Below are 21265 nucleotides of genomic sequence, written 5' to 3'. Positions count from 1 at the left end.
CAGCTCCGGGTATCGCTCAGCGGGTAAATTCCAGCGTCTCTTCCAGACCGCGAATCCAGGCGGCGAGGATGTCGATGCAAGCTTTGACGTCGCGCTCGTCCACCATTTCGCTGGGGCTGTGCATGTAGCGGTTGGGAATGCTGACCACGCCAGTCGGCACGCCCGCGCGCACCAGGGTCAGCGCGTCGGCGTCGGTGCCGGTGTAGCGCCCGCTGGCGGACAGGGTGTAGGGGATGTTCTCGCGGCCCGCCGCCTCGGTGAGCTGGCGCAGCAGCGTGGGGTTGGTCATCGGGCCGACCGAGAGGTTGGCACCCGAGCCGAAGGGGGCCACGCCGTATTTCTTCTCGCTCACGCCGGGCTGGTCGGTTTCGTGCGTCACGTCCACCGCGATGCCCGCCACCGGGTCGAGGCGGTAGGCGCTCGTCTGCGCGCCGAACACGCCGATTTCTTCCTGACTGGTGCCCACAGCAACGATGCGGTGCTTGAGCTCCACGTCTTTCAAGGCGCGCAGGGCTTCGAGCACGATAAACGCGCCGACGCGGTTGTCGAGTGCGCGACTAACCACTTTATTGCCGACCATGACCGGCCCCTGCTCGATGACGCCGTAGGTGCCGACCGGCACTTTGGCCTTCACTTCGTCGGCGTCGAGGCCCACGTCGATCCAGAGGTCTTCGAGTTTGCTCGCCTTGGTGCGTTCCTCGGCTTCCATCACGTGAATGGCTTTTTTGCCGACCACGCCGAGCAGGTCGCCACCGGGCGCGAGCAGCCGAATACGCTGGCCAACAAGCACCTGCGGGTCCCAGCCGCCCACGCCAAGGACGCTGAGGTGTCCCTTATCGTCCACGTGCGAGACGATGAGGCCGATTTCGTCGAGGTGGCCCATCAGCGCGATGGCGGGGCCGTTTTCCGGGCCGAGTTCGGCGTACACGCTGCCGTAGTGGTCCTCGGAGACGCGGGCGAAGGTGGCCGCTTCTTTTTTCCACACGTCGGCGGCGCGGCGCTCGGCACCGCTGGGGGCCGCTTGCGAGAGCAGCTCGAAGAGGAAGTCGCGGTTGATGGGACTCGGAGTGTCAGACATGAGGTGCAGTCTAGAGCAGTTCTCCGAATTACGTGGGTGTCGGCAGAGCACCGCCACCCGCTCCATTCTCCGTCCTGCTCAACGTTTTGTACTCGCTTCGCTCGCCAAAAAGCTGTGCCACCTTTTTGTCAAATGCTCTAGACCCGTAGCATCAACCTATGACCTCTTCTCCCGACATCACCGTGTCCGTACAGGTCCACCACCTGCCCGCGCAGAGCACCCCGCAACGCCAATTGTTCGCGTATTTCATCACCATCGAAAACAACACCGACGACAGCTGGAAACTGCTCAGCCGCCACTGGACCATCACCAGCGGCGACGGCCAGCAGTTCACGGTGGAGGGTGAAGGCGTCGTCGGGGAGCAGCCGCTGCTCGCGCCGGGCGCCCAGTACACCTACAACTCGTTCGTGACGGTAGACGCGCTGCCGGGCCGCATGGAAGGCCACTACGTGATGGGCGACGCCTGGGGGCAGACGGCGCAGGTGCCGATTCCGCCTTTCCGCTTGGACATCGCGCCCGAAAGCGGCGAACGGCTGCTGAACTGAGGGCTGCCGGGCAGCGACCCTTGCTGCGGGTCAGCCTTTGAGCCGGAGTTCATGGTCCGGTCAGCCCGGCAACCCCCGGCAGGCTGGCCGCGTATCCACAGCGGAGGTGCATGATGCGTGTCTCGGTTCTTTCCGGTGTGGTGTTCCTGACGACTTCTCTCGGCGGCGCCCTCGGCAGTGCGGCGAGCGCGACCGACTGCTCCAGCATCAAGGCGGCCCTGCAAGGCCCCAGGAGCGTTACCTATCAGCAGAAGCTGCTGCCGGTGGCGCCTGTCGGCGGCCAGGCGTCCGCTCCCATGACCTTCGTGGTCAGCAGCACCGTGAGGCCCATTCCCAACGGCTATCAGGTGCAGAACGTCACGGACGGCAAAACCCATGTCCTCAAGCAGACCTGCGTGGGCGGCAAACTGGTCACCGAGCTGGACGGCAAGCGGCTCGACATGGGCGCCTCGGCCCAGTCGGGGGGCGGCAGCATCAATGTTCGGCTCGGCAACTTCGCCGACGCCAGTTACCTCAAGCACAAGGTCGGCGAGGTCTGGACGGGCACCCTCAGCTCGGTCAAGACCCAGGACTTCACCATGACCACCACCTACCGCAACAAACTGGTCCGCACCGAAAAAATCACCACGCCCGCCGGCACCTTCAATACCTACCGCGTCGAAGCGCAAACCATCAGCACGACGACCTTTCAGGACCCCAAGATGGCCGCCGCGATGGGCCAGAGGAACAAGCCCACCGTGACTACGACGACCACCTGGTACGCCAAAGACATTCCGGGCCTGATCGTCAAGATGGAATCCAAGGGCATGTCGAGTCTGCTGCTGAAATACCAGAAATAGTTGTTCCCGCCGCCGGAACGAAAAGCCGGCCCCGGAGGTTCAGCAGGTGTTAATCTAGGGAGGCAGCCCGCAGACGGCTGACCTTCTTCTTTTTTGGCAGCCGTCACCTTCCAGTCGCGTCCCGTGAGACGCCCCAGCCGCAGCCGGCTGGTAAGCCCGCCCGAGAGGTGGCACCGGAGGTTCAAACATGTTCAGCAATACGACAGTGCAGCGTCGTCCCGCCACGTTCCGGGAGGCGCCTTTTCTACTTTTTGGGAGCAGACGATGACCAGAGGCGAGATGAAGTACGAGGGCAAGGCCAAGCGCGTGTACGCCACCGAGAACCCCCACGAATACGTGGTGGAGTACAAGGACGACGCCACCGCTTTCAACGCCCAGAAACGCGGCGAGTGGGCCGGCAAGGGCGCGACCAACAACGCGATTACCGCCCACCTTTATCCTCAGCTCGAAGCCGCCGGGATTCCCACGCACTTCCTCGAAAAGCTGAGTGACCGCGAGCAGCGCGTGAAGGCCGTGACCATCGTGCCGGTGGAAGTCATCGTGCGCAACGTGGCCGCCGGGAGCTTTTCCAAGCGCCTGGGCGTGGAGGAAGGCACGCCGCTCCCCCGCCCCGTCGTGGAGTACTGCTACAAGTCCGACGCGCTGGGCGACCCGCTGATCAACACCGACACCGCCGTGGCGCTGGGCTGGGCAAGCGAAGACGACCTGAAACGCATCCGTGAACTGGCGCTGCAAATTCGCGACTTTCTGGTGCCCTACTTCGAGAAACGCGGCGTGCGCCTGATTGATTTCAAGCTAGAGTTCGGCAAACTGCCGAGCGGCGAGATCGTCCTGGCCGACGAAATCAGCCCCGACACCTGCCGCTTCTGGGACGCCGAGACCAACGAGAAGATGGACAAAGACCGCTTCCGGCGTGACTTGGGCGGCGAGGCCGAGGCTTATGCCGAGATGCTGAAGCGGGTGACGCGCGAGGTTTGAGGTCGGGATGATCAGGCAAGAAGAAAACGTGAAAGTGTTGCAACCCAGCCCAGGCACAAAAGCCTTTCTCATTTTCTGGATTATCCTGGTCACGTTGTATGTCGGTCAAAGTCTAATAAACGCTCTACCGAACCTGACCAAAATGCCTCTTTCCAACAACTTGATTACTCTGGGACTACTTTTATTTTACGGCCTGGTGATATTCCATTTCCTCCAGGGCATGACCAGGACAGTTTCCTATTTTCCGGCAGGAAAACTCCTGACTTTTAAGACCCTGTTTTCCCGTAAAGAATTTGTTCTAGATGAAACCTGCTCTTACAACATCAGGTCAGAAATAGGCAGTCGAGGAGGGACGACCCATCGCACTGAACTGTTCAGAAGACAGAGCAAGATATTCAGTGAATCACTAAACGGCTTGAACCTAAAAGAAGCAACCAGCTTTTTCAACCAAGTCTTTGGTTCTCAGCGAAACAATTAACGCAGATCTAAGCGAAGTTTCTCGTTATAAGAAGGCCCAGATTTAAGGAGACTGAACGATGCCCCACTACCAAGCGAAAATCTACGTCACCCTCAGGCCGTCCATCCTCGACCCGCAGGGCCGCACGGTGGAGCGGGCGCTGTCGCACCTCAACCACGACAACGTGGGCAGCGTGCGCATCGGCAAGTACATCGAACTGAACCTCAGCGGCGAAAAAGCCGACGTGGAAGCGCAATTGAAAGACATCGTGGAAAACGTCCTCAGCAACCCGATTATGGAAGATGCCCGCTGGGAGCTTGAGGAAGTCCAGTGAGGCTTAGGCCGACTCCGTTCCCGCTTTGGCGGAACTGCACCCCCAAAGCGTCCACTGCGCGTCCCAAGCCTTTGCTCCTACTCGCTCCGCTCAGGTTTCGCCCGCTGGCGCGGACTCAACGCGGAGGCGTTATGAAAACAGCAGTCATCCAATTCCCCGGCTCCAACTGCGACGCCGACGCCCTGCACGCCGCCCGGCTGCTGCTCGACGACGGCGCACAGTTCGTCTGGCACACCGAAACTGCGCTGCCCGAAGGCACTGAACTGGTGTTTCTGCCCGGCGGCTTTTCCTACGGCGACCACCTCCGCAGCGGCGCGATTGCCGCCCGCAGCCCCATCATGAACGCCGTCAAGGCCCACGCCGAGGCTGGCGGCTACGTGCTGGGCGTGTGCAACGGCTTTCAGGTGCTGACCGAAGCGGGACTCCTGCCCGGCGCGCTGAGCCGCAACAAGGAACTGCACTTCATGTGTAAGCCGGTGCATCTGCGGGTGGAAAACAACGCCACCGACTTTTCCCGCGCCTACGGGCCGGGCCAGATCATCGAAATCCCTATCGCGCACGGCGAGGGCAACTACTACGCCGATGCCGCCACCATTGCCGAGCTGGAGGAGGGGGGCCGCGTGGTCTTCCGCTACGCCGACAACCCCAACGGCAGCCTGAATGACATCGCTGGCATCGTCAACGAGCGTGGCAACGTGCTGGGCATGATGCCCCACCCCGAACGGGCGGTAGAGCTGCTGCTGGGGAGCGAAGATGGCAAGGGCGTATTTGAAAGTCTCAAGACGGTGAAGAAATGACCTCTCAAAGTTTACGTGACCAGGCCGCCACCTTCGGCCTCACCACTGAGGAATACGACCTGTTCGTCTCGCAACTGGGCCGCGAACCCAATGCGCTGGAAGCCGCCATCGTCGGCGCAATGTGGTCGGAGCACTGCGGCTACAAAAACAGCCGCCCCCTCTTCCGCGCTTTCCCGACCACCGGCCCGCAGGTGTTGCAAGGCCCCGGCGAGAACGCGGGCGTGGTGGACATCGGCGACGGCTGGGGCGTGGCGTTCAAGATGGAGTCGCACAACCACCCCTCGGCGGTGGAACCCGTGCAGGGCGCGGCGACCGGCGTGGGCGGCATCCTGCGCGACATTTTTGCGATGGGGGCGCGGCCCTTCGCGGTGCTCGACAGCCTGCGTTTCGGCAACCCCGACAGCCCGCGCACCCGGTTTCTGGTGAACGGTGTGGTGGACGGCATCGCGCACTACGGCAACGCAATCGGCGTGCCCACGGTGGGCGGCGAAGTGACTTTTCACCCCAGCTATCAGGAAAACCCGCTGGTCAACGTGATGGCGCTGGGGCTGCTGCGCCACGAGGACCTCGCCACGGGCACCATGGGCGAAGTCGGCAACCAGATCGTGTATGTGGGCTCCAAGACCGGGCGCGACGGGCTGGGCGGCGCGGTGTTCTCGTCGGCGGACCTTAGCGCGGCTTCGCAGGCCGACCGCCCCGCCGTGCAGGTGGGCGACCCCTTCATGGAAAAACTGCTGCTGGAAGCCACCCTGGAAGCCATTCAGGCCGGACTGGTGGCGGGCGTGCAGGACATGGGCGCGGCGGGCCTCGTGTCCTCTACCTGTGAAATGGCCTACCGCGCGAGCTTGGGCATCACGATGGACCTCGACAAGGTGCCCACCCGCGAGGAGGGCATGGTGCCGATGGAACTGTGCCTGAGCGAGTCGCAGGAGCGCATGATTCTGGTGCCGGTGCCGGGCAAGGAACAGGCGCTGCACGACCTGCTGGCGAAGTGGGAACTCGACGTGGTCACGATTGGCGAGGTGGAAGCCCATGACCGCTACCGCCTGACCTGGAAAGGCGAAGTGGTGTGCGACCTGCCCGTCGCCCTGCTGAACGAGGCGCCCAAGTACACCCGCGAGGGCGTGGAATCGGCGGACATCCGCGCCGCCCGCGAGCGCGACCTCAGCGGCGTGCCGCTGCCCGGCGACCTCGGCGCGGTGCTGCTGGAGCTGCTGAGTCACCCCACCATCGCCAGCAAGCGGCCCATCTTCGAGCGCTACGACCATCAGGTGATGACCAATACCGTCGTCGTGCCCGGAGCCGCCGACGCCGCCGTGCTGCGCGTGAAGGGCAGCCCGATGGGTGTGGCCGCCACCTCCGACTGCAACCCGCGTTTCGTGCAACTCGACCCTTACGCCGGGGCCGCCGCCGCCGTCGCTGAAGCTGCCCGCAACCTCGCCTGTGTGGGTGCTACGCCGCTGGCGATTACCGACAACCTCAACTTCGGCAACCCGCACCGCCCGGAGGTGTACTACCAGCTTCAGCAGGCCGTGCAGGGCATCGCCGACGCCTGCCGCGCCCTGAACACGCCCGTGACCGGCGGCAACGTGAGCCTGTACAACCAGTACACCGAGGGCGACCACAAAGTCGCGATTCACCCCACCCCGACCATCGGCATGGTGGGCGTGCTGCCCGACGTGACCGTGCGCGCCTCCCTGAACCTGAAGGCGGCGGGGCAAACGCTGCTGCTGCTCGGGCACCGTGCTGAAAAGGGGTGGTCGGACAGCATCGGGGCGTCGCAGTACCTCGAAACGGTGCATGGGCTGGAAGCCGGGCAGGTACCGCCGGTTGACCTCGACCTCGCGCAGAAGGTGGTGGACGGCACGCTGGCCCTGATTCGCGCGGGCCTGACCGACACCGCGCACGACTGCGCCGAGGGCGGGTTGGCCGTCGCGCTGGCGGAGATGGCGATTGCCGGGGGCCTGGGCCTGAACGTGTCGCTGGACGCCCCCGCGAGTGTCCGCGCCGACGCCCTGCTGTTCGGCGAAGCGCACAGCCGCGTGATCGTGGCCGTGGAGGACGCCGCCGCTGCCGGGGCCAAACTGGACGAGCTCGGCTTGCCTTACGCGGTGCTGGGCGAAACGGTGGAAGCGCCGAAGGTCACGATTGCCGCCCCCGCGCAGCACGTACACTTGAGCGTGAACCTTGAGAGTTTAAAAACGGCGTGGGAAGAGCCCTTGAAGGGGATTTTGGGGTGAGGACTGGGGGGCGCTGGCTCCCTCTTCCCCTATGGGAGAGGGATGGGGTGAAGGGGCGTGCGGGATGCGTTCCGGCTCACTTGTCGCTCGGATTCAGCGAGATTTGCGCTGGTCTGGGCGCCCCCTCACCCTTCCGGCGCTCTGCGCCTCCCTCCCTCTCCCACGAGGGGAGAGGGACAGAACAGCTAGGGCAAACGCTTTTGAATTTCCAGCAAAACGCCTTCCAGATTTTTGCGGACTTCGTTGTTCCAGAAGCGGAGAACGGTGAAGCCGCCCGCTTCCAGAAACTCAGTCCGCACAGCGTCGTAGTCCCGCGCCGCTTCCTCGGCGTGCTGGCTGCCGTCCAGTTCAACAATCAATTTTGCCTCAAAACAGACAAAATCCACGACATAGCCGCCCATCGGCCACTGTCGTCGGAATTTCACGTTCAAGAAGCGGTTTCGCAAGGCCAGCCACAGCGTTTTTTCTTCCACGGTTTGGGTGCGCCGCAATGCCCGTGCCCGCAGCGTTCCTTTTCGCACCGCTCGCGTCGTCATACCGACAAAGTTAGTGTCTTTTACCCCTCTCCCCCGGTGGGAGAGGGCCTTGCGCAGCAAGGGGTGAGGGGGCGTCCAGACCAACCCGCCCGCCCCACACAAGGATTTTCCCATGTCTGAACACTTCCACGAACACGACCTGAATTTCGACAAGCCCCGCGAGGAATGCGGCGTTTTCGGCATCTACTCTGCGCAGCCCAACGACCTCGCGTGGCTGACCTACCTGGGCCTGTTCGCCCTACAACACCGGGGGCAGGAAGCGGCGGGCATGTGCGTCAGCGACGGCGACCGCTTTCACGTCGAGAAAGACCTGGGGCTGGTCACGCAGGTGTTCGACGAGCGGCGGCTCGACAGCGTGCGGCTGGCAGGCGCGCAGGTCAGCATCGGGCACGTGCGCTACTCGACCACCGGCTCCAACCTGCGCTTCAACGCCCAGCCGCTGACCACCCGCACCAACAAGGGCATTCTGGGCATGGCGCACAACGGCAACTTCGTCAACGCGCTGGAAGTGCGGCGCGAGATGCTGGAAGAAGGCGCCTTGTTCGCCACCACCAACGACAGCGAAGTGATGCTGAACCTGATTGCCCGCGAGAGCCGCATGGACCTCGTGGAAGCGACGGCGGCGGCCATGCAGCGCCTGCGCGGCGGCTATGCCTGCGTGCTGATGAGCCGCAGCCAGCTTCTCGGCTTTCGCGACCCGCACGGTGTTCGGCCCCTGGTTATCGGGCAGCGGGAGGACGGCGCGTGGGTGCTGGCTTCCGAACCCTGCGCCCTGTACGCCATCGGGGCGCGGCTGATTCGGGATGTGGCGCCCGGCGAACTCGTCTGGATTGACCGCGAAGGGCTGCACTCCTTGATGGTCGAGGCCCGCCAGCCCACCCCCTGCTCGTTCGAGTGGATTTATTTTGCCCGCTCCGACAGCCAGCTCGACGGCATCGACACCCACGAGAGCCGCATTCGCATGGGCCAGCAGCTCGCCCGCGAAAAGCCGGTGGAGGCCGACATCGTGGTGCCCGTGCCCGACTCCGGCATCGGCGCCGCCATCGGGTACGCCCGCGAGAGCGGCATCCCGTTCGACTACGGCCTCTACAAAAACCCCTACGCGGGCCGCACCTTTATCGCCCCCACGCAGGAAGCCCGCGAGCTGAAGGTCAAGATGAAGCTCTCCCCCACCTCCGCCGTGCGCGGCAAGCGGGTGGTGCTGGTGGACGACTCCATCGTGCGCGGCACCACCAGCCGCCAGATCGTCAACCTGCTGCGCGACGCGGGCGCCACCGAAGTGCACTTCCGCGTGTCCAGCCCGCCCATCACTCACCCGTGCTTTTACGGCATCGACACCGCCGCCCGCAAGGAACTGGTCGCCTCGACGCACAGCGTGGACGAAATCCGTGACCTCATCGGCGCCGACACCCTGGCCTTCATCAGCGAACAGGGGCTGCGCAAGGCCATCGGCGGCCCTGGCCTCTGCTCGGCGTGCTTTACGGGGGATTACCCGGCAGGCACACCGCTGTTGAATGATGTGGATAAGTTGGCGCTGGAAGTCTAGTAACTGAGGTGCAAGTTTGACAACAATAAATGAATTTTTTGAGCAGCAACTATTTGGAGCGTAGCGGAAAGCGCAGACCTATCAAATAGGTATTCATCACTCAGCATATCTAAAATTTCCTTGCGATTATCAAATATTTCATCGTCCCCCAGCAAGGTGCTTATAGTCCTTACAGCATTTTCAGGTAAGGAATTTTCAATAATATGTATTGCTCTTTCCACAATCTTTGTATCATGTGAGCTTGTGCTTACCCCTGTAATAATATCTTCTACTTCCAGACCATAGCCGAGAGCAATACTAACCTTTTCAAGAGTTGGCCAGTCTGGTATTAAATTATTCGGATCTTCATTGTAAATTTTGTAATAGCGAAACTCAGATCTATCTAAGTCTTTGTGCCTTTTTTTCAGATTTACTATATAGCTGGAAACGATTTTATAATTATCTCTTATCATGACGTACACTTTGCCCTGATCGCGTGAGTACGTAACTTTGTTTAGTTCCGAAAATTGTCTTAATTTATTAGATGAATCATAGAAAGTATAGTTGGGCCGAAATTCGACGAAGTCATCATATAGGCTCGATTCAATTACAATCAGCACAATAGCAGACTCTTCAATAGATTTAGCGGATTCATTATATTTTTCAATTTTCTCCCTTAGACTTCTGCCAACTTCCACGCTCAATGCATATAGATCGTCCATTAGTTGGATGATAAACCAATGACTTATATCTATTTTATGATCCCTGCCTAGTTCATCTACGAAGGTGGAATTATGGTGAATAATAGAATTCCGATACTTTGACGCTTGGAGTATTCTATCCCACCTTGCACCAAGTCTCTGAAAATCCATATCTAAGTTTTTCTTGAAGAAGTCCCCGTTTTCATGTAGACTTCTCTCACCTATTCTTCTGACTTCCTTTTCTATAAATCCAGAGGTGATATTCGAATAGCTCCCCAAACGAATGATATATCCTAATTCCAGCTCTTGACGTGATTTTACATTCGAGAAGATTTTTGGCGCACTTGCGAATGCCTTCCTGAGAGTAGCCTTTAGATACTGCTCTAATGCTGACATCAAATTTATAACGATGGATTTTTTTAGAAAGATTTGATTGCTCCCCATTAATCTTAGATGCCTCTCCTTCGTAATATAATAATTGTGATTTACAAATGCTATATCCAAATCTTTACGTGGTTGAGTAATAATCTTTACTAGATCGTTTTCCTCAGCGTTGTTCTCTCGTGTTGATGCCCGGTAGGCTTCTAAAGTTGAGAGATATAGAAGCCTATTCTCTTCAATAGCTCGACGGAAGTCTGTTGTAGCACCCATGCTTAGGGATTATATCTTAAAGTTTACGTATATAACATAACATTTGGCGAAGTCAGACCAAATCTTTCGTTATGAGTAGTCGTGCGACTGCTCACACGCCCGCCTTCGCACCCGCACGGCATCAAGGTGCGCCGGACGCCACCCCCCATCCCATTTCCAAACCAAGAAAGACCGGGCCACCCTCCCCGGTCTTTCTCTTATTCCCCTGTCCTGCTCAGGCTTTGTGGCTGGTGTCGTCGCCGAAGTTCCAGATGTCCAGCTCGTCCACGGCGCTGCTCAGGTTCCTCAGTTGGGCCATGTCCTGCGCGGTGGCCTGGCCCTGCACCTGCACCGTGCCGCCCCGGCCCGTGTTCTGCCCCATAGCGTTCGCCATGACATCGGCGGGCACGGCGGAGAACAGGTGCGCGACCTGCTTGGGGGTGGCGTCGAGCAGTGCGTCCGAGAGCACGGCGTCGGGCACGGTGGGCGCGACCTGCGCGCGGGCGGCGGCGAGGGCCTGCGGGTCAATGTCGGGCCGGACAGCGGTTTCTTCGTCCAGGTGCCGGGTGCCGGGCGGCCTGCTGCCCACCGGACCGGCGCCGGTGCCTTTGCGCAGCAAGCTGAGGACCACCAGCACGCCCACGATAACCACCACGGCGAGGAGCAGGAGCTTCATACCGCAGAGTCTACTTCAGCCTTGCCCCCTACCGCCCCCCCCAGTGGTGGGGAACGCCGCTGCCGACGCCAAAAGCGTGAAGAACGGCCCCCGCACGGCGCCGGAGCGCGGCTGTCAGGGGCCTGTCAGAGTGGATTGGGGGCTAAGCGCGGGGGTTGAGACGTACTGCGTCCGATTCCCTAAAACCCGGAAAAGCACCGGATTTTAGTCCATCTCCCGCAGCACGTCTCTTTTGCTGCTCGCTCCGCTCGGGTTTCATCGCTCAGGCGAGCGATTCAACCGCAACTGGTTTTATTCCTCGCTGTAGGTCTTTTCGATGGGCAGACCCACGCCGTTGCCCCATTCGGTCCACGAGCCGTCGTAGTTGCGGACCTTGGGGTAGCCCAGCAGCTCGCGCAGCACGAACCAGCTGTGGCTGGAGCGCTCGGCGATGCGGCAGTAGGCGATCACGTCCTTGTCGGCGGTCACGCCTTCGCCTTCGTACAGCGCCTTCAGCTCGTCGGCGGACTTGAAGGTGCCGTCTTCGTTGGTCGCCTTCGCCCAGGGAATGTTACGGGCGCCGGGGATGTGGCCGCCGCGCAGCACGCCTTCCTGCGGGTAGTTGGGCATGTGGGTGACCTTGCCGGAGAACTCGTCGGGGCTCCGCACGTCCACCATCGCGCCCTGGCCGTTGTTCACGCTTTCGAGGTGCGCCCGCACTTCATCGCGGTAGGCCCGCAGCGACTCGTCGCGTTGCAGGGCGGGGTAGGTGGTCGCGGTGACGGTGGGCGCTTCGGTGGTCATTTCGCGGCCTTCGGCGACCCACTTCTGACGCCCGCCGTTCATGATTTTGAGGTTGCTCACGCCGCTGTAGGTCAGGAACCAGTAGGCGTAGCTCGCCCACCAGTTGCTCTTGTCGCCGTAGAGGACGATGGTGTCGTCGGCCTTGATGCCCAGCTTGCCCAGCAACTCGCTGACCTGCTGCGGCTCGATGAAATCGCGCTCCACCGGGTGCCACAGGTCGGTCTGCCAGTCGAGCTTGACGGCGCCGGGCAGGTGGCCGGTTTCGTAGAGCAGGATGTCCTCGTCCACCTCGATAAAGCGCACCCCCGGCGTCTGGAGGTTCTGCGCGGCCCATTCGGTGCTCACCAACACGTCTTTGGCGTAATCCATAGCTCAGAGTCTAGCCCGCCCGCTCAATTGACAAAAGAGGTCAACTGGACAGACCTCACTCTCGCGCCGGGGGGGTGCGGGGTAGATTGGCGGCATGACTGCTCCCGCCGCTCCCCTGCCGGAAAAACTCCAGAACATCGTCGGCATGTTCAAGACCGTGCCCAAGGCAATGCGCCTGCAAGCGCTGCTGGAATACAGCCGCAAGCTGCCCCCACTGCCCGAGAAGTACGCCGAACATCCAGAGTTCCTCAAGCCCGTGCCCGAATGCACCAGCCCCTTTTTCCTGGTGACGGAACAGGACGACGCGGGCCGGGTCAACCTGCACTTCAAGGTGCCGGAAGACGCCCCCACCGTGCGCGGCTACGCCGGGATTTTGCACGAGGCCCTGAGCGGCGAGACGCCCGAAACCATCCTGAACGTGCCCGACAACTTCTACATGGACATGGGCCTGACCGAACTCATCACGCCGATGCGCCTGCGCGGCATGGGCGCGATTCTGATGCGCCTCAAGCGCGACGTGGCGGGCGCAGAGGGCTGAACGACCCCTCACCCCGCCCCTTTGGGGCTCCCCTCTCCCCCTGGTAGAGGGTGCAAGGGCACAGTTGTTGACCCTCTACCAGGGGGAGAGGGCCTTGCAAAGCAAGGGGTGAGGGGTCTTTCAAAGCAAAGGACAAATGATGATTTACCTCGACTACGCCGCCACCCATCCCCTGACCCCCGCTGCCCTGGCCGCTTACGCCGAGGCTGCCGCGCTGCCGGGCAACCCGGCGAGTGTGCACGCAGCGGGACAAGCCGCCCGCGAGAAGCTGGAGGAAGGCCGCGCCCGCATGGCGGCTGCTTTTGACGTGGACCCGCGCACGCTGACGCTCAACAGCGGCGGCACCGAGGGCGACAACCACGTGCTGCTCGGCGCGGCGCAGGCGTGGCAGGAGCGGCATGGCAGCCCCGGCCACCTCGTGACCACACCTACCGAGCACTCGGCGGTGCTGGCCCCCGCCCGGCATCTGGCGGCGCACGGCTGGGACGTGACGTGGCTGGAACCCGACAGCGCCGGGCACTACTCGCCCGAGCAACTCGGCGCCGCTCTGCGCGACGACACCGCCCTAGTCAGCATCCACCACGCCAACAACGAGATTGGGACGGTGCAGCCTACCGCTGCCCTCGCCGCTGTGGCCGCCGCTCGGGGCGTGCCTTACCACACCGACGCGGTGCAGGCGCCGGGGGTGCTGCCGGTGAATCTGGCCGAGTGGGGCGTCACCTACGCCACCTTCAGCGCCCACAAGTGGGGCGGGCCGCGCGGGGTGGGAGCGCTATATGTACAGCGCGGCGCCGAGTTGCCGCCCGTCACCCTCGGCGGCGGGCAGGAAGGCGGCCTGCGCCCCGGCACCCAGAACACGGCGGGGGCTTACGCGGCGGGCGTGGCGCTCACCGAGGCGGCGGAGGCGCAGCCCGCGACGTTTGCTCACCTGCGCGACCTGCAAACGGCGTTTATGGACGCGGTGCGGGAAATCCCGGGCCTGACTTTCAACCACCCGGCAGATGGGTCACCCAAAGTGGTCAGCCTGACCATTCCCGGTGCCGACGGCGAGGCGCTGCTGATGAATCTCGACATGCTCGGCGTCTCGGCCAGCGCCGGGAGCGCGTGCAGCGCGGGCACCATGCAGGCCAGCCACGTGCTGACGGCCATCGGCTTGACCGAAGCCGACGCGCGGGCCTCGCTGCGCTTTTCCTTTGGCGCGGCGACCACGCGGGGAGAAGTGCAACAAGCGGCGGCGGCGCTGCGGCAGGCGGCGGAGTGGAGCCGGGGATAGAAGGGGCAGGCTCAAAGTGAAGGGCAGAGAGTTATAACTCTCTGCCCTYCTTCTCTTACTTCCATCCCCCCTTGCCCTTGTACCCCACCTTGTTGCCCTTGACGGCCTCCTTGGAGCGCACCTGTTCGTCGTCGTAGCGCACGAGCAGGGCGAGGCGGGCGCGGCTGATGATGTGGTGGGGGTTTTTGGGCACGAAGGCGGTCACGATGTCGATGTGGCCGTCACGGTAGTGCTGCACGGCGACATGCAGCGGCAGCCGGATGCCGTGCGCCTCGAAGTAACCGCACACCAGCCAGCGGTGGTCTTCGGGGTAGACCGCCCTGACGCGGCCCGTGAGCAGCACGTCCATGATGTCGCTTTCCATAAAGCCCTCGGCGCGGGCGTGCTGCACGGCGTGGGGACAGACGTGATAGCGGCTGTCGTACACGGCGTCGCGGAGCTGACGCAGGGCGCGCGACAGCAAGAAGTCGTCGGTGTCCACGCCCGCGAGTTCCTGTGCGCGCTGGGGCTTGACGGCCTGCTGGGCTTTGGGGGTCTGGGATTTGGGCCGGGCCGGGGGGGGCGCAGGGGCGCGGCGGGCTTCCTTTTCGGCGCGGTGCAGCTGCGCCCGCAGCGTAAGCAGGTCAGTTCCGGCACGGAGCTCGGCGGCCTGGCGGCGCTCCAGAGCCTGCGTGCGCGTAGAGTTGCTGGACTTCGTGGTCACGGCAAAACACCTCCCGGAGGTTGCCCGCCCGCATCTTTCGCTTTTCGCCCCGGTCAGCCGCACGTTGGGCCTCCCTAAACGAAAAACTCCCTCAAACGCGCAGCTCAGGCGCATTTGTGGGAAGGCAGGCAACGTACCCTGTTCAGGGCATGGGGCGATGCTAGCACGCTTGCCGGGGCGCGCAGAGTGAGCCGCAGAACAGACGCGGCGGGGGGGCGGGGGGCTAGCCTGGGAGCGTCCAACACATCAAATTCTGTTCTCACTCGCCCGCCTGGGTGGATGACCTGGGTTGAGGGTTTCGCTGGAGGTTCCTGCCATGATTCGTCCGCTGCACGCCACCGACCTGCCCGACCTGCTTGCGCTGCTGCACTGGATGGACGCGGCCCCCGAACGCGAAGTGCTGGCTCCCGACGCCCGCACCCTGAACGAGCTGCGCCTGGAATGCGAAGACCCCGCCGCGCTGGTCGACGAGGGCGAGGAGGGCGTGCGGGCCTACTGCGCCCTCAGCCCCTTCCGCGATGGGCTGGCGCTTGAAGGCCCGCTGGCCGAGCACGGCACCGACCTGCGCGGCCTGCTGTCCCGCGCCGCGCAGCAGGCCGAGGGCGCTCCGGTCTACGCCTTTTGCGCCCGCGACAACCTGCCGGTGCGCTCGGCGCTCGAAGCCGCCGGGTTCGCGCCGATGCACACCACCGACTTCTACGCGGCCCCGCTGGAACGCTGGCGCACCGGGTCAGAGAAAAGTTCGGGAAAAAAGGCTCAGCTTCCGCCCGGCTATACCCTGACCCGCGAGCTGCCGCTGACCGAGTACCGCGCCCTGTACCGCGCCGCCGAGGACACCTGGGCCGCCCGCCTCGACTGGTCACCCGAGCAGTACGATGCCCATTTTGCCCGCGAGGACGTGCGTTTGCTGGCCCTGCGTGACAGCGAGGGCCGCCCGGTGGCCTTTGCCGAGCTGGAGCTGTGCGCTCCGGACAGCCGCGCCGAGCTGACGCACCTCGCCGTGCATCCGGCGCAGCGGGGGCAAGGGCTAGGACGAGCACTGCTCGCACTGGCCGCCGCCGAGGCCGCGCAGTCGCCCGAAATCCGCACGCTGCGGGCGCGGGCCCACGACCACATGAGCGCCGCCCGACAGCTCTATGCCCGCGCGGGCCTGTCCCACTGCCGCGCGGTGGTCACGTCGCTGCGTGAGGGGGACGAGGAAGCCTGAGCCAGTTGAGGAACACGCCGGAACGCGCCACAAACGCCTGCGCCGCCGCGCCCTAGCATCTGCGTCATGGGCAAAAAAGACCGCCTGACCACGCGACCCGCTTTCGTCACCCTGCGCGACCTGCCCGGAACGCGGGTGATGTTCTGGGTGGTGGGCGAGTGCCCCTACTGCGGCGAGCGGCACCTGCACCCGGCGGGCAACCTCCGCACCGCCGACCCCGGCGAACGCCTGGGCGAAGTGCCCGCCCCCTGCAACCCGGAGCGCCTCTACGACCTGCAACTCCCCCCCAAACCGCAGCGCAAAAAGGGCAAGGAGGCGCGGAAAAAGGAGCGGCGCAAGGGCCGAGTGGGGGATGGGTGGGATGTGGAGTGAGGGGGTAGGTGGAGGGAAAGACCCCTCTGCAAGCAGCTCTACGAGTCACCCCTCGCTACGCGAGGCCCTCTCCCCCTGGTAGAGGGTCAAAACGCTTTCGCTTTAGCCTTATTCTGCGCTACCCCCGAAAAAATCGTGAAACGCAGAACGGAAGGGCCGTCGGGCGCTGAAAGCGCACGGGCCTCGCGTCCGCAGAAATCACGAGCGTCCAGACCAGCCCACGCACTTGCGAAAAGCCGCCCGGTACGCGTCATCACCGCCATGTGCCCAGTGCCAACGTGAGCCCCCCTGTCCCCTTTGGGGAGAGGGGCTGGGGGTTGGGGCCAAAAGCTCAAGCCAACGCCCCAAAGCCCCTAAACTCCCCCCATGAGCCTCACCAAGTCGCACCTGTTCGGCCTCGACGCCCTGCTGGACCTGGGGCGCACAGTCTGGGCCGACGTACAGCGGTTCCTGACGGAATACGGCCCCGCCATCCTGCTCTCCGCGGTGCTGGCCGCCGCCTACGCACTGCTGTTCTGGGGGCTGATTCGGCTGGCGCTGTGGCTGCTGAGCCGCTTCGGGCCGCCGGACGCGCATCCGGTGCTGCGGACCACGCTGCGGCGGGTGCTGCGGCTGACCGGGCTGCTGCTGGCGGCCATTTCGGTGGCGGGGCTCTTTCCACTGCTGACGCCGTATATCCCGGCCCTGTTCCGGGGGTATCTGCTGCTGCTTCTGCTCTACGCGGGCTGGGCGCTTATTCACCACCTGCTGCACCGGCAGGCGAACGCCTGGGGGCTGGACGCCAGCCTCTCGCTGCTGCTGAGCAACGTGGTGCGGGGGGTGTGGCTGCTCTCGGGCATCTACCTCATCTTCCGGCAGTTCGGCATCGACCTGCTGCCGATTCTGGGCGGGCTGGGCGTGGTGGGGCTGGCGGTGGGCTTTGCCGCGCAGGACATTCTCGCCAACCTCATCAGCGGGGTGACGCTGCTGCTCGACCGGCCCTTTCGGATTGGCGACTGGGTGCGCATCCGCGACTACGAGGGGCAGGTGCACGGCCTCACGCTGCGGACCACCCGCATCATGACCCGCGACAATGAGTGGGTCAGTATTCCCAACAAGGACGTGGCGGGGGCCACCGTGGTGAACCTGACGGCGGGCGGCACCCTGCGCCTGAACGTGCCGCTGCCGCTCGCCTACGCGGAGCGGGTGCCTGAGGCCCGCGCCGTGCTGCTGAGGGTGATGGCGCAGCACCCCAAAGTCGAGACGGACCCCGCGCCGGTGGTGCTGGTGCGCGAAGTGAACGAGAGTAACTTAGAACTCATCATGCGGTTTTACGTGAGCGACGAGAACGTGAAGGCCTACCCGGTCCTGACCATGCAACTGCGCGAGGCGGCCAAAGAAGCCCTGCAAGACGCCGGCCTCGCCGCGCCCTATCCGCGCCAGTGGATTTACCGGGTGGACGGGGCGCCCACCGCGCCGGAGCCGCGAGGATGACGAACACCGAAGTGCCGAGCACCGTGAACCGCGCGCTGAATCCCTGGGCCCGCTGGCGCGGCGTGGCGGGCGGCCTCGCGGTGGGAGCGGGGCTGGGGCTGCTCGTGGCCTTCGTGGGCGACGTGCGCGCGACTCCGGCGCTGCTGCTCGGGCTGCTGGCGCTGGGAACGCTGGCAGGGGCTTTTCGTCCGTCGCGCTGGCTGCTGTTCGGCGGGGCGGGGGCGGCGGCGCTGCTGTGCCTGTTGTGTCTGCTCACGCCCGTGCTGCGCGGGCCGCTGAGCGCGCTCACGCTGACGCAGCCGCCGGTCAAGGCCGACGCGATTGTGGTGCTCGGTGGCGGGGTGAACTGCGGCGCGGCGCAACTGGAATCGAGCAGTGTGGCGCGGCTGCTCGGCGGGCTGCGGCTGTGGCAGGCGGGGTACGCGCCGGTCATCACCGTGTCGGAGCAGTCGGGCCTTATCGGCCCCCACAATTGCCCGAAAATGAGCGTGCTGGAGCGCGAGCTGGTCCGGGAGCTCTACGGCGCGGGCGGGCCCGAGGTGCTCACCCTCCCCCACGTCACCACCACCCGCGACGAGGCGCAGCGGGTGAGCGTGCTGGCGCGTGAGCGCGGCTGGCGGCGGGTGCTGCTCGTCACTTCGCCCAGCCACTCGCGCCGCGCCGCCGCCCTGTTTGCCGGGTATGGCGTGCCGGTGGTCAGCGTGCCGACCTTCGAGAGCCGCTACGACCAGTCGTTGCAGACGCCGAGTGACCGCCTCTTTGCCCTGCGGACGCTGCTGTACGAGGGGCTGTCGCGGGTCAAAAGCGCACTGGGCGGCACGCCGGAGAGGTAATGGTGGGCCGTTGATGGTGGATAGGGAGAGCAACTTTGGCCTTAGCCTCGCTATCCATCTCCCATCAACCCTTTACCATCAACCTCATGTCTTCTCCCACCATCACCGTCGTCGGCGCGGGCCTCGCCGGGTCCGAAGCCGCGCTGGCCGCCGCCAAGCTCGGCGTGCGCGTGCGGCTCTTCGAGATGCGCCCGCAGAAGATGACCCCCGCGCACCGCACCGCCAACTTTGCCGAACTCGTCTGCTCGACCAGTCTCGGCGGCGAAGGCGAGATGCAGAGCAAGGGCCTGCTGCAAGCCGAGATGCGCTCGGTGGGCGCGGCCATCGTGACCTCCGCCGACGCGAGCCGGGTGCCAGCGGGCAACGCGCTGGCGGTGGATCGCGACGCCTTCAGTGCCCACGTGACCGAGCAGGTGAAAAACCACCCCTTGATTGAAGTCGTGGAGGGTGAGGTAGAAACCGTGCCCGACGGCATCTGCGTCATTGCCTCCGGGCCGCTGACCGCCGACGCGCTGGCGAGCGACCTGAGGCGGCTGACCGGCTCCGAGCGCCTGAGCTTCTACGACGCTGCCGCGCCCGTCATTGACGTGGATTCCATCGACATGGACATCGCGTGGCGGGCCGGGCGCTACGACCAGAGCGCCGATTACATCAACTGCCCGTTTACCAAGGAAGAATATCTGGCCTTCTTCGAGGCGCTCGAAACCGCGCGCAGCCACACGCCGCACGACTGGGAAAAGCTGGAATTTTTCGAAGGCTGCATGCCCATCGAAGAAATCGCCCGCCGGGGCGTGGACACCCCACGCTTCGGGCCGATGTCCCCCAAAGGGCTGGACGACCCCAAGACCGGGCGCTGGCCTTACGCGGTGGCGCAGCTGCGCCAGGAAGACGCCGAGGGCCGCATGTGGTCGCTGGTGGGCTTTCAGACCGGGCTGAAGTGGGGTGACCAGAAGGCCGTCGTGCAACTGATTCCCGGCCTGCACAACGCCGACATCGTGCGATACGGCGTGATGCACCGCAACACCTACCTCAACGCGCCGGAAGTGCTGGACAGTACGCTGCAACTGCGCGCCGACCCGCAGAAACTGGTGGCGGGCGTGCTGGCCGGCACCGAGGGCTACCTCGAATCGAGCGCGACCGGCTGGCTGGCCGGAACGAACGCGGCGCGCCTCGCCCTGGGTCTGGAACCGCTGACCCCTCCCGCCGAGTCCATGCTGGGCGGGCTGGTGCGTTACCTCGCTTCGGCCAACCCCAAGGGCTTTCAGCCGATGAACGTGAACTGGGCGCTGGTGCCCGAGCTGCCCACTGAGATCAACGAAAAGACCGGCAAGCCCAAGAAACTTGGCAAACGCGAGAAGCGCCCGCCGCTCTTTCGCCGGGGCCTGGGCGCCTTCATGGCCTGGGCCGGGCAAGACGCCGGGGTGCCGGTGACGCCGCCTGCCGTACCCGAGCATCCGCAGGACGAGCTGCCGGCGATTCGCTGAGGGGCTAACGCCGCCGCAGCCACCACAGCAGCAGTGCGGGCAGGCCGATGCTCATCAGCACAGTCCAGACCAGCGTGCCCGTCAGGGGTGGCTGCGGCAGGCGGTCGAGCCGTTGCCAGAGCGTCAGGGTGAAAAAGCCGGTCACGTACCACCACAGCGCGCCGTTGTCGCTCAGCCCGCCGCGCCGCTGCTGCACCAGCCCCAGCACGGCGCACAGCAGGGCGACGACGCCCCCAAGGTCTCCGTACCAGCTTTTCGCCGCCAACAGTCCTGCAACGCCGCTCAGCGCGAGGAGGGCCAGCAGAACCGTGGCGAAGGGGCCACGTCCAAAGGGCCGGCGCCGCGCCTTTCGGATTTCAGGCGCACCTTCCAGGCCAAAGCGGTCAGGGCGAGTCATGCCCCGAATATGCGCCGAGCAGCGCGCGGGTTCCAACCAGCAACAACGCCGGGTCTCCCCCGGCGTTCTCTTTAGACGGTGGCTGCAATCTTCAGAAGGCGAGGTAAGGCGTCATCGGCTTGACGTTGTTCTTGCCGATGCCTTTGACCTTTTTGACCAGCTCGGCGGCGTTCTTATAGGGCCGGTCCTTGATGATCTCGGCGGCAATCTTGTTGCTCACGCCCGGCAGGGTCATGAGCTGCGCGGCGGTGGCAGTGTTGACGTTTACCGGGGCCGTGGGCAGCGGCGCGGTGGTCCGGGGCGTAGCTGTGCGGGCCTTCGGGGTGTGGGTCGAAGTCGTCGGGGCCGTCTGGGAAGATGCGGTCTGGGTCGGTGCAGCATGGACTGGGGTCGGGGCCGTCTGAGCGAAAGCGGCAGTGGACAGGAGCAGGGCGGCGAGGGCGGACAGCAGGGTCTTGGTCATAAGCAGGCCTCCTGCGCGGAAGGTAGGCAGCCGG

The 21265-nt window shown here is 64.2% G+C and carries 23 protein-coding genes; 15 read left to right on the top strand and 8 right to left on the bottom strand.

All coding sequences use genetic code 11. The annotated features are described in order from the left end of the window. Window positions 1-16 precede the first annotated feature (16 nt). A complete protein-coding gene (locus DR_RS01175; protein WP_027480164.1) occupies window positions 17-1078 on the bottom strand; it encodes a M42 family metallopeptidase in 1062 nt (353 codons plus the stop codon). 158 nt (window positions 1079-1236) lie between these two features. On the opposite strand from DR_RS01175, the gene apaG reads away from it, so the two are divergent. From apaG to purL, 7 genes are all read left to right on the top strand, one after another. After that, window positions 1237-1623, top strand: coding sequence for a Co2+/Mg2+ efflux protein ApaG (gene apaG, locus DR_RS01165; protein WP_010886874.1), 387 nt, complete (start codon window positions 1237-1239; stop codon window positions 1621-1623). 110 nt (window positions 1624-1733) lie between these two features. Beyond that, window positions 1734-2462 (top strand): hypothetical protein, encoded by a 729-nt coding sequence (locus DR_RS01160; protein WP_010886873.1) that lies wholly within the window; start codon window positions 1734-1736, stop codon window positions 2460-2462. Between the two features lie 264 nt (window positions 2463-2726). After that, window positions 2727-3440, top strand: coding sequence for a phosphoribosylaminoimidazolesuccinocarboxamide synthase (purC, locus tag DR_RS01155; RefSeq protein ID WP_027480166.1), 714 nt, complete (start codon window positions 2727-2729; stop codon window positions 3438-3440). 7 nt (window positions 3441-3447) lie between these two features. After that, a complete protein-coding gene (locus DR_RS01150; RefSeq protein ID WP_010886871.1) occupies window positions 3448-3918 on the top strand; it encodes a hypothetical protein in 471 nt (156 codons plus the stop codon). Window positions 3919-3976: 58 nt separating this feature from the next. Then, window positions 3977-4231 carry a phosphoribosylformylglycinamidine synthase subunit PurS gene (gene purS / locus DR_RS01145; protein WP_010886870.1) on the top strand — a complete coding sequence of 85 codons (255 nt, stop codon included), beginning with the start codon at window positions 3977-3979 and terminating at the stop codon, window positions 4229-4231. Between the two features lie 131 nt (window positions 4232-4362). Then, window positions 4363-5028, top strand: a complete 666-nt coding sequence (gene purQ / locus DR_RS01140) for a phosphoribosylformylglycinamidine synthase subunit PurQ (protein ID WP_027480167.1) — start codon at window positions 4363-4365, stop codon at window positions 5026-5028. Continuing rightward, a complete protein-coding gene (gene purL / locus DR_RS01135; protein WP_010886868.1) occupies window positions 5025-7268 on the top strand; it encodes a phosphoribosylformylglycinamidine synthase subunit PurL in 2244 nt (747 codons plus the stop codon). Before purQ ends, purL begins: the two co-directional genes overlap by 4 nt. Before the next feature lie 185 nt (window positions 7269-7453). On the opposite strand, the gene DR_RS01130 is transcribed toward purL, so the two are convergent. Next, a complete protein-coding gene (locus DR_RS01130; protein ID WP_227085978.1) occupies window positions 7454-7864 on the bottom strand; it encodes an endonuclease domain-containing protein in 411 nt (136 codons plus the stop codon). Between the two features lie 52 nt (window positions 7865-7916). Here DR_RS01130 and purF point away from each other — a divergent pair, with 52 nt between their 5' ends. Next, a complete protein-coding gene (gene purF, locus DR_RS01125) occupies window positions 7917-9350 on the top strand; it encodes an amidophosphoribosyltransferase (protein WP_010886866.1) in 1434 nt (477 codons plus the stop codon). Here purF and DR_RS01120 read toward each other — a convergent pair. The 3 genes from DR_RS01120 to DR_RS01110 all read right to left on the bottom strand — a co-directional run bounded on the left by DR_RS01120 (window position 9347) and on the right by DR_RS01110 (window position 12488). After that, on the bottom strand, window positions 9347-10681 hold the full coding sequence (locus DR_RS01120; RefSeq protein WP_010886865.1) for a HEPN domain-containing protein: 1335 nt from the start codon (window positions 10679-10681) through the stop codon (window positions 9347-9349). The two genes, purF and DR_RS01120, sit on opposite strands and share 4 nt — an antisense overlap. 214 nt (window positions 10682-10895) lie before the next feature. Next, window positions 10896-11336 (bottom strand): hypothetical protein, encoded by a 441-nt coding sequence (locus DR_RS01115; RefSeq protein WP_010886864.1) that lies wholly within the window; start codon window positions 11334-11336, stop codon window positions 10896-10898. 291 nt (window positions 11337-11627) lie between these two features. Next, the gene (locus DR_RS01110) at window positions 11628-12488 is read right to left on the bottom strand and encodes a sulfurtransferase (protein WP_010886863.1); all 861 of its coding nucleotides are present in this window, start codon (window positions 12486-12488) and stop codon (window positions 11628-11630) included. A gap of 94 nt (window positions 12489-12582) precedes the next feature. On the opposite strand from DR_RS01110, the gene DR_RS01105 reads away from it, so the two are divergent. Continuing rightward, entirely contained in the window at window positions 12583-13026 is a 444-nt protein-coding gene (locus tag DR_RS01105; RefSeq protein ID WP_010886862.1) for a SufE family protein, read from the top strand. 139 nt (window positions 13027-13165) lie between these two features. Then, window positions 13166-14299 carry a cysteine desulfurase family protein gene (locus DR_RS01100; RefSeq protein WP_027480170.1) on the top strand — a complete coding sequence of 378 codons (1134 nt, stop codon included), beginning with the start codon at window positions 13166-13168 and terminating at the stop codon, window positions 14297-14299. A gap of 55 nt (window positions 14300-14354) precedes the next feature. Here the strand turns inward: DR_RS01100 and DR_RS01095 are convergent, their stop codons facing one another. After that, window positions 14355-15002: a DUF4258 domain-containing protein gene (locus DR_RS01095; protein ID WP_027480171.1), complete on the bottom strand. Its 648-nt coding sequence runs from the start codon at window positions 15000-15002 to the stop codon at window positions 14355-14357. A 316-nt stretch (window positions 15003-15318) separates the two neighbouring features. On the opposite strand from DR_RS01095, the gene DR_RS01090 reads away from it, so the two are divergent. From DR_RS01090 to trmFO, 5 genes are all read left to right on the top strand, one after another. Then, window positions 15319-16209: a GNAT family N-acetyltransferase gene (locus DR_RS01090; RefSeq protein WP_034350701.1), complete on the top strand. Its 891-nt coding sequence runs from the start codon at window positions 15319-15321 to the stop codon at window positions 16207-16209. A 66-nt stretch (window positions 16210-16275) separates the two neighbouring features. Continuing rightward, window positions 16276-16581, top strand: coding sequence for a hypothetical protein (locus DR_RS01085; RefSeq protein WP_010886858.1), 306 nt, complete (start codon window positions 16276-16278; stop codon window positions 16579-16581). A 366-nt stretch (window positions 16582-16947) separates the two neighbouring features. Continuing rightward, window positions 16948-18054 carry a mechanosensitive ion channel family protein gene (locus tag DR_RS01080; RefSeq protein ID WP_010886857.1) on the top strand — a complete coding sequence of 369 codons (1107 nt, stop codon included), beginning with the start codon at window positions 16948-16950 and terminating at the stop codon, window positions 18052-18054. Beyond that, window positions 18051-18887 carry a YdcF family protein gene (locus DR_RS01075; RefSeq protein WP_010886856.1) on the top strand — a complete coding sequence of 279 codons (837 nt, stop codon included), beginning with the start codon at window positions 18051-18053 and terminating at the stop codon, window positions 18885-18887. Before DR_RS01080 ends, DR_RS01075 begins: the two co-directional genes overlap by 4 nt. 86 nt (window positions 18888-18973) lie before the next feature. Continuing rightward, a complete protein-coding gene (trmFO, locus tag DR_RS01070; protein ID WP_034350703.1) occupies window positions 18974-20371 on the top strand; it encodes a methylenetetrahydrofolate--tRNA-(uracil(54)-C(5))-methyltransferase (FADH(2)-oxidizing) TrmFO in 1398 nt (465 codons plus the stop codon). A 4-nt stretch (window positions 20372-20375) separates the two neighbouring features. Here the strand turns inward: trmFO and DR_RS01065 are convergent, their stop codons facing one another. After that, window positions 20376-20768, bottom strand: a complete 393-nt coding sequence (locus DR_RS01065) for a hypothetical protein (protein WP_010886854.1) — start codon at window positions 20766-20768, stop codon at window positions 20376-20378. Window positions 20769-20859: 91 nt separating this feature from the next. Further along, the gene (locus DR_RS01060) at window positions 20860-21231 is read right to left on the bottom strand and encodes a ComEA family DNA-binding protein (RefSeq protein WP_010886853.1); all 372 of its coding nucleotides are present in this window, start codon (window positions 21229-21231) and stop codon (window positions 20860-20862) included. Window positions 21232-21265 lie beyond the last annotated feature (34 nt).

The organism is Deinococcus radiodurans R1 = ATCC 13939 = DSM 20539 (assembly GCF_000008565.1).
GTDB classification, from domain to species: Bacteria; Deinococcota; Deinococci; order Deinococcales; family Deinococcaceae; genus Deinococcus; species Deinococcus radiodurans.
The sequence above is the reverse complement of the archived record's forward strand: the minus strand, read 5'-3'. Positions and strand labels throughout refer to the sequence as shown.

Excerpts from the sequence above, each read along its gene's own strand:
- trmFO (WP_034350703.1), top strand. The coding sequence starts at position 18,974 with ATGTCTTCTCCCACCATCACCGTCGTCGGCGCGGGCCTCGCCGGGTCC.
- DR_RS01080 (WP_010886857.1), top strand. The coding sequence starts at position 16,948 with ATGAGCCTCACCAAGTCGCACCTGTTCGGCCTCGACGCCCTGCTGGAC.
- DR_RS01085 (WP_010886858.1), top strand. The coding sequence starts at position 16,276 with ATGGGCAAAAAAGACCGCCTGACCACGCGACCCGCTTTCGTCACCCTG.
- purF (WP_010886866.1), top strand. The coding sequence starts at position 7,917 with ATGTCTGAACACTTCCACGAACACGACCTGAATTTCGACAAGCCCCGC.
- DR_RS01090 (WP_034350701.1), top strand. The coding sequence starts at position 15,319 with ATGATTCGTCCGCTGCACGCCACCGACCTGCCCGACCTGCTTGCGCTG.
- DR_RS01160 (WP_010886873.1), top strand. The coding sequence starts at position 1,734 with ATGATGCGTGTCTCGGTTCTTTCCGGTGTGGTGTTCCTGACGACTTCT.
- purC (WP_027480166.1), top strand. The coding sequence starts at position 2,727 with ATGACCAGAGGCGAGATGAAGTACGAGGGCAAGGCCAAGCGCGTGTAC.
- DR_RS01150 (WP_010886871.1), top strand. The coding sequence starts at position 3,448 with ATGATCAGGCAAGAAGAAAACGTGAAAGTGTTGCAACCCAGCCCAGGC.
- purQ (WP_027480167.1), top strand. The coding sequence starts at position 4,363 with ATGAAAACAGCAGTCATCCAATTCCCCGGCTCCAACTGCGACGCCGAC.
- apaG (WP_010886874.1), top strand. The coding sequence starts at position 1,237 with ATGACCTCTTCTCCCGACATCACCGTGTCCGTACAGGTCCACCACCTG.
- purS (WP_010886870.1), top strand. The coding sequence starts at position 3,977 with ATGCCCCACTACCAAGCGAAAATCTACGTCACCCTCAGGCCGTCCATC.
- DR_RS01105 (WP_010886862.1), top strand. The coding sequence starts at position 12,583 with ATGACTGCTCCCGCCGCTCCCCTGCCGGAAAAACTCCAGAACATCGTC.
- DR_RS01175 (WP_027480164.1), bottom strand. The coding sequence starts at position 1,078 with ATGTCTGACACTCCGAGTCCCATCAACCGCGACTTCCTCTTCGAGCTG.
- DR_RS01075 (WP_010886856.1), top strand. The coding sequence starts at position 18,051 with ATGACGAACACCGAAGTGCCGAGCACCGTGAACCGCGCGCTGAATCCC.
- DR_RS01115 (WP_010886864.1), bottom strand. The coding sequence starts at position 11,336 with ATGAAGCTCCTGCTCCTCGCCGTGGTGGTTATCGTGGGCGTGCTGGTG.
- DR_RS01065 (WP_010886854.1), bottom strand. The coding sequence starts at position 20,768 with ATGACTCGCCCTGACCGCTTTGGCCTGGAAGGTGCGCCTGAAATCCGA.
- DR_RS01100 (WP_027480170.1), top strand. The coding sequence starts at position 13,166 with ATGATTTACCTCGACTACGCCGCCACCCATCCCCTGACCCCCGCTGCC.
- DR_RS01060 (WP_010886853.1), bottom strand. The coding sequence starts at position 21,231 with ATGACCAAGACCCTGCTGTCCGCCCTCGCCGCCCTGCTCCTGTCCACT.
- DR_RS01110 (WP_010886863.1), bottom strand. The coding sequence starts at position 12,488 with ATGGATTACGCCAAAGACGTGTTGGTGAGCACCGAATGGGCCGCGCAG.
- purL (WP_010886868.1), top strand. The coding sequence starts at position 5,025 with ATGACCTCTCAAAGTTTACGTGACCAGGCCGCCACCTTCGGCCTCACC.
- DR_RS01120 (WP_010886865.1), bottom strand. The coding sequence starts at position 10,681 with ATGGGTGCTACAACAGACTTCCGTCGAGCTATTGAAGAGAATAGGCTT.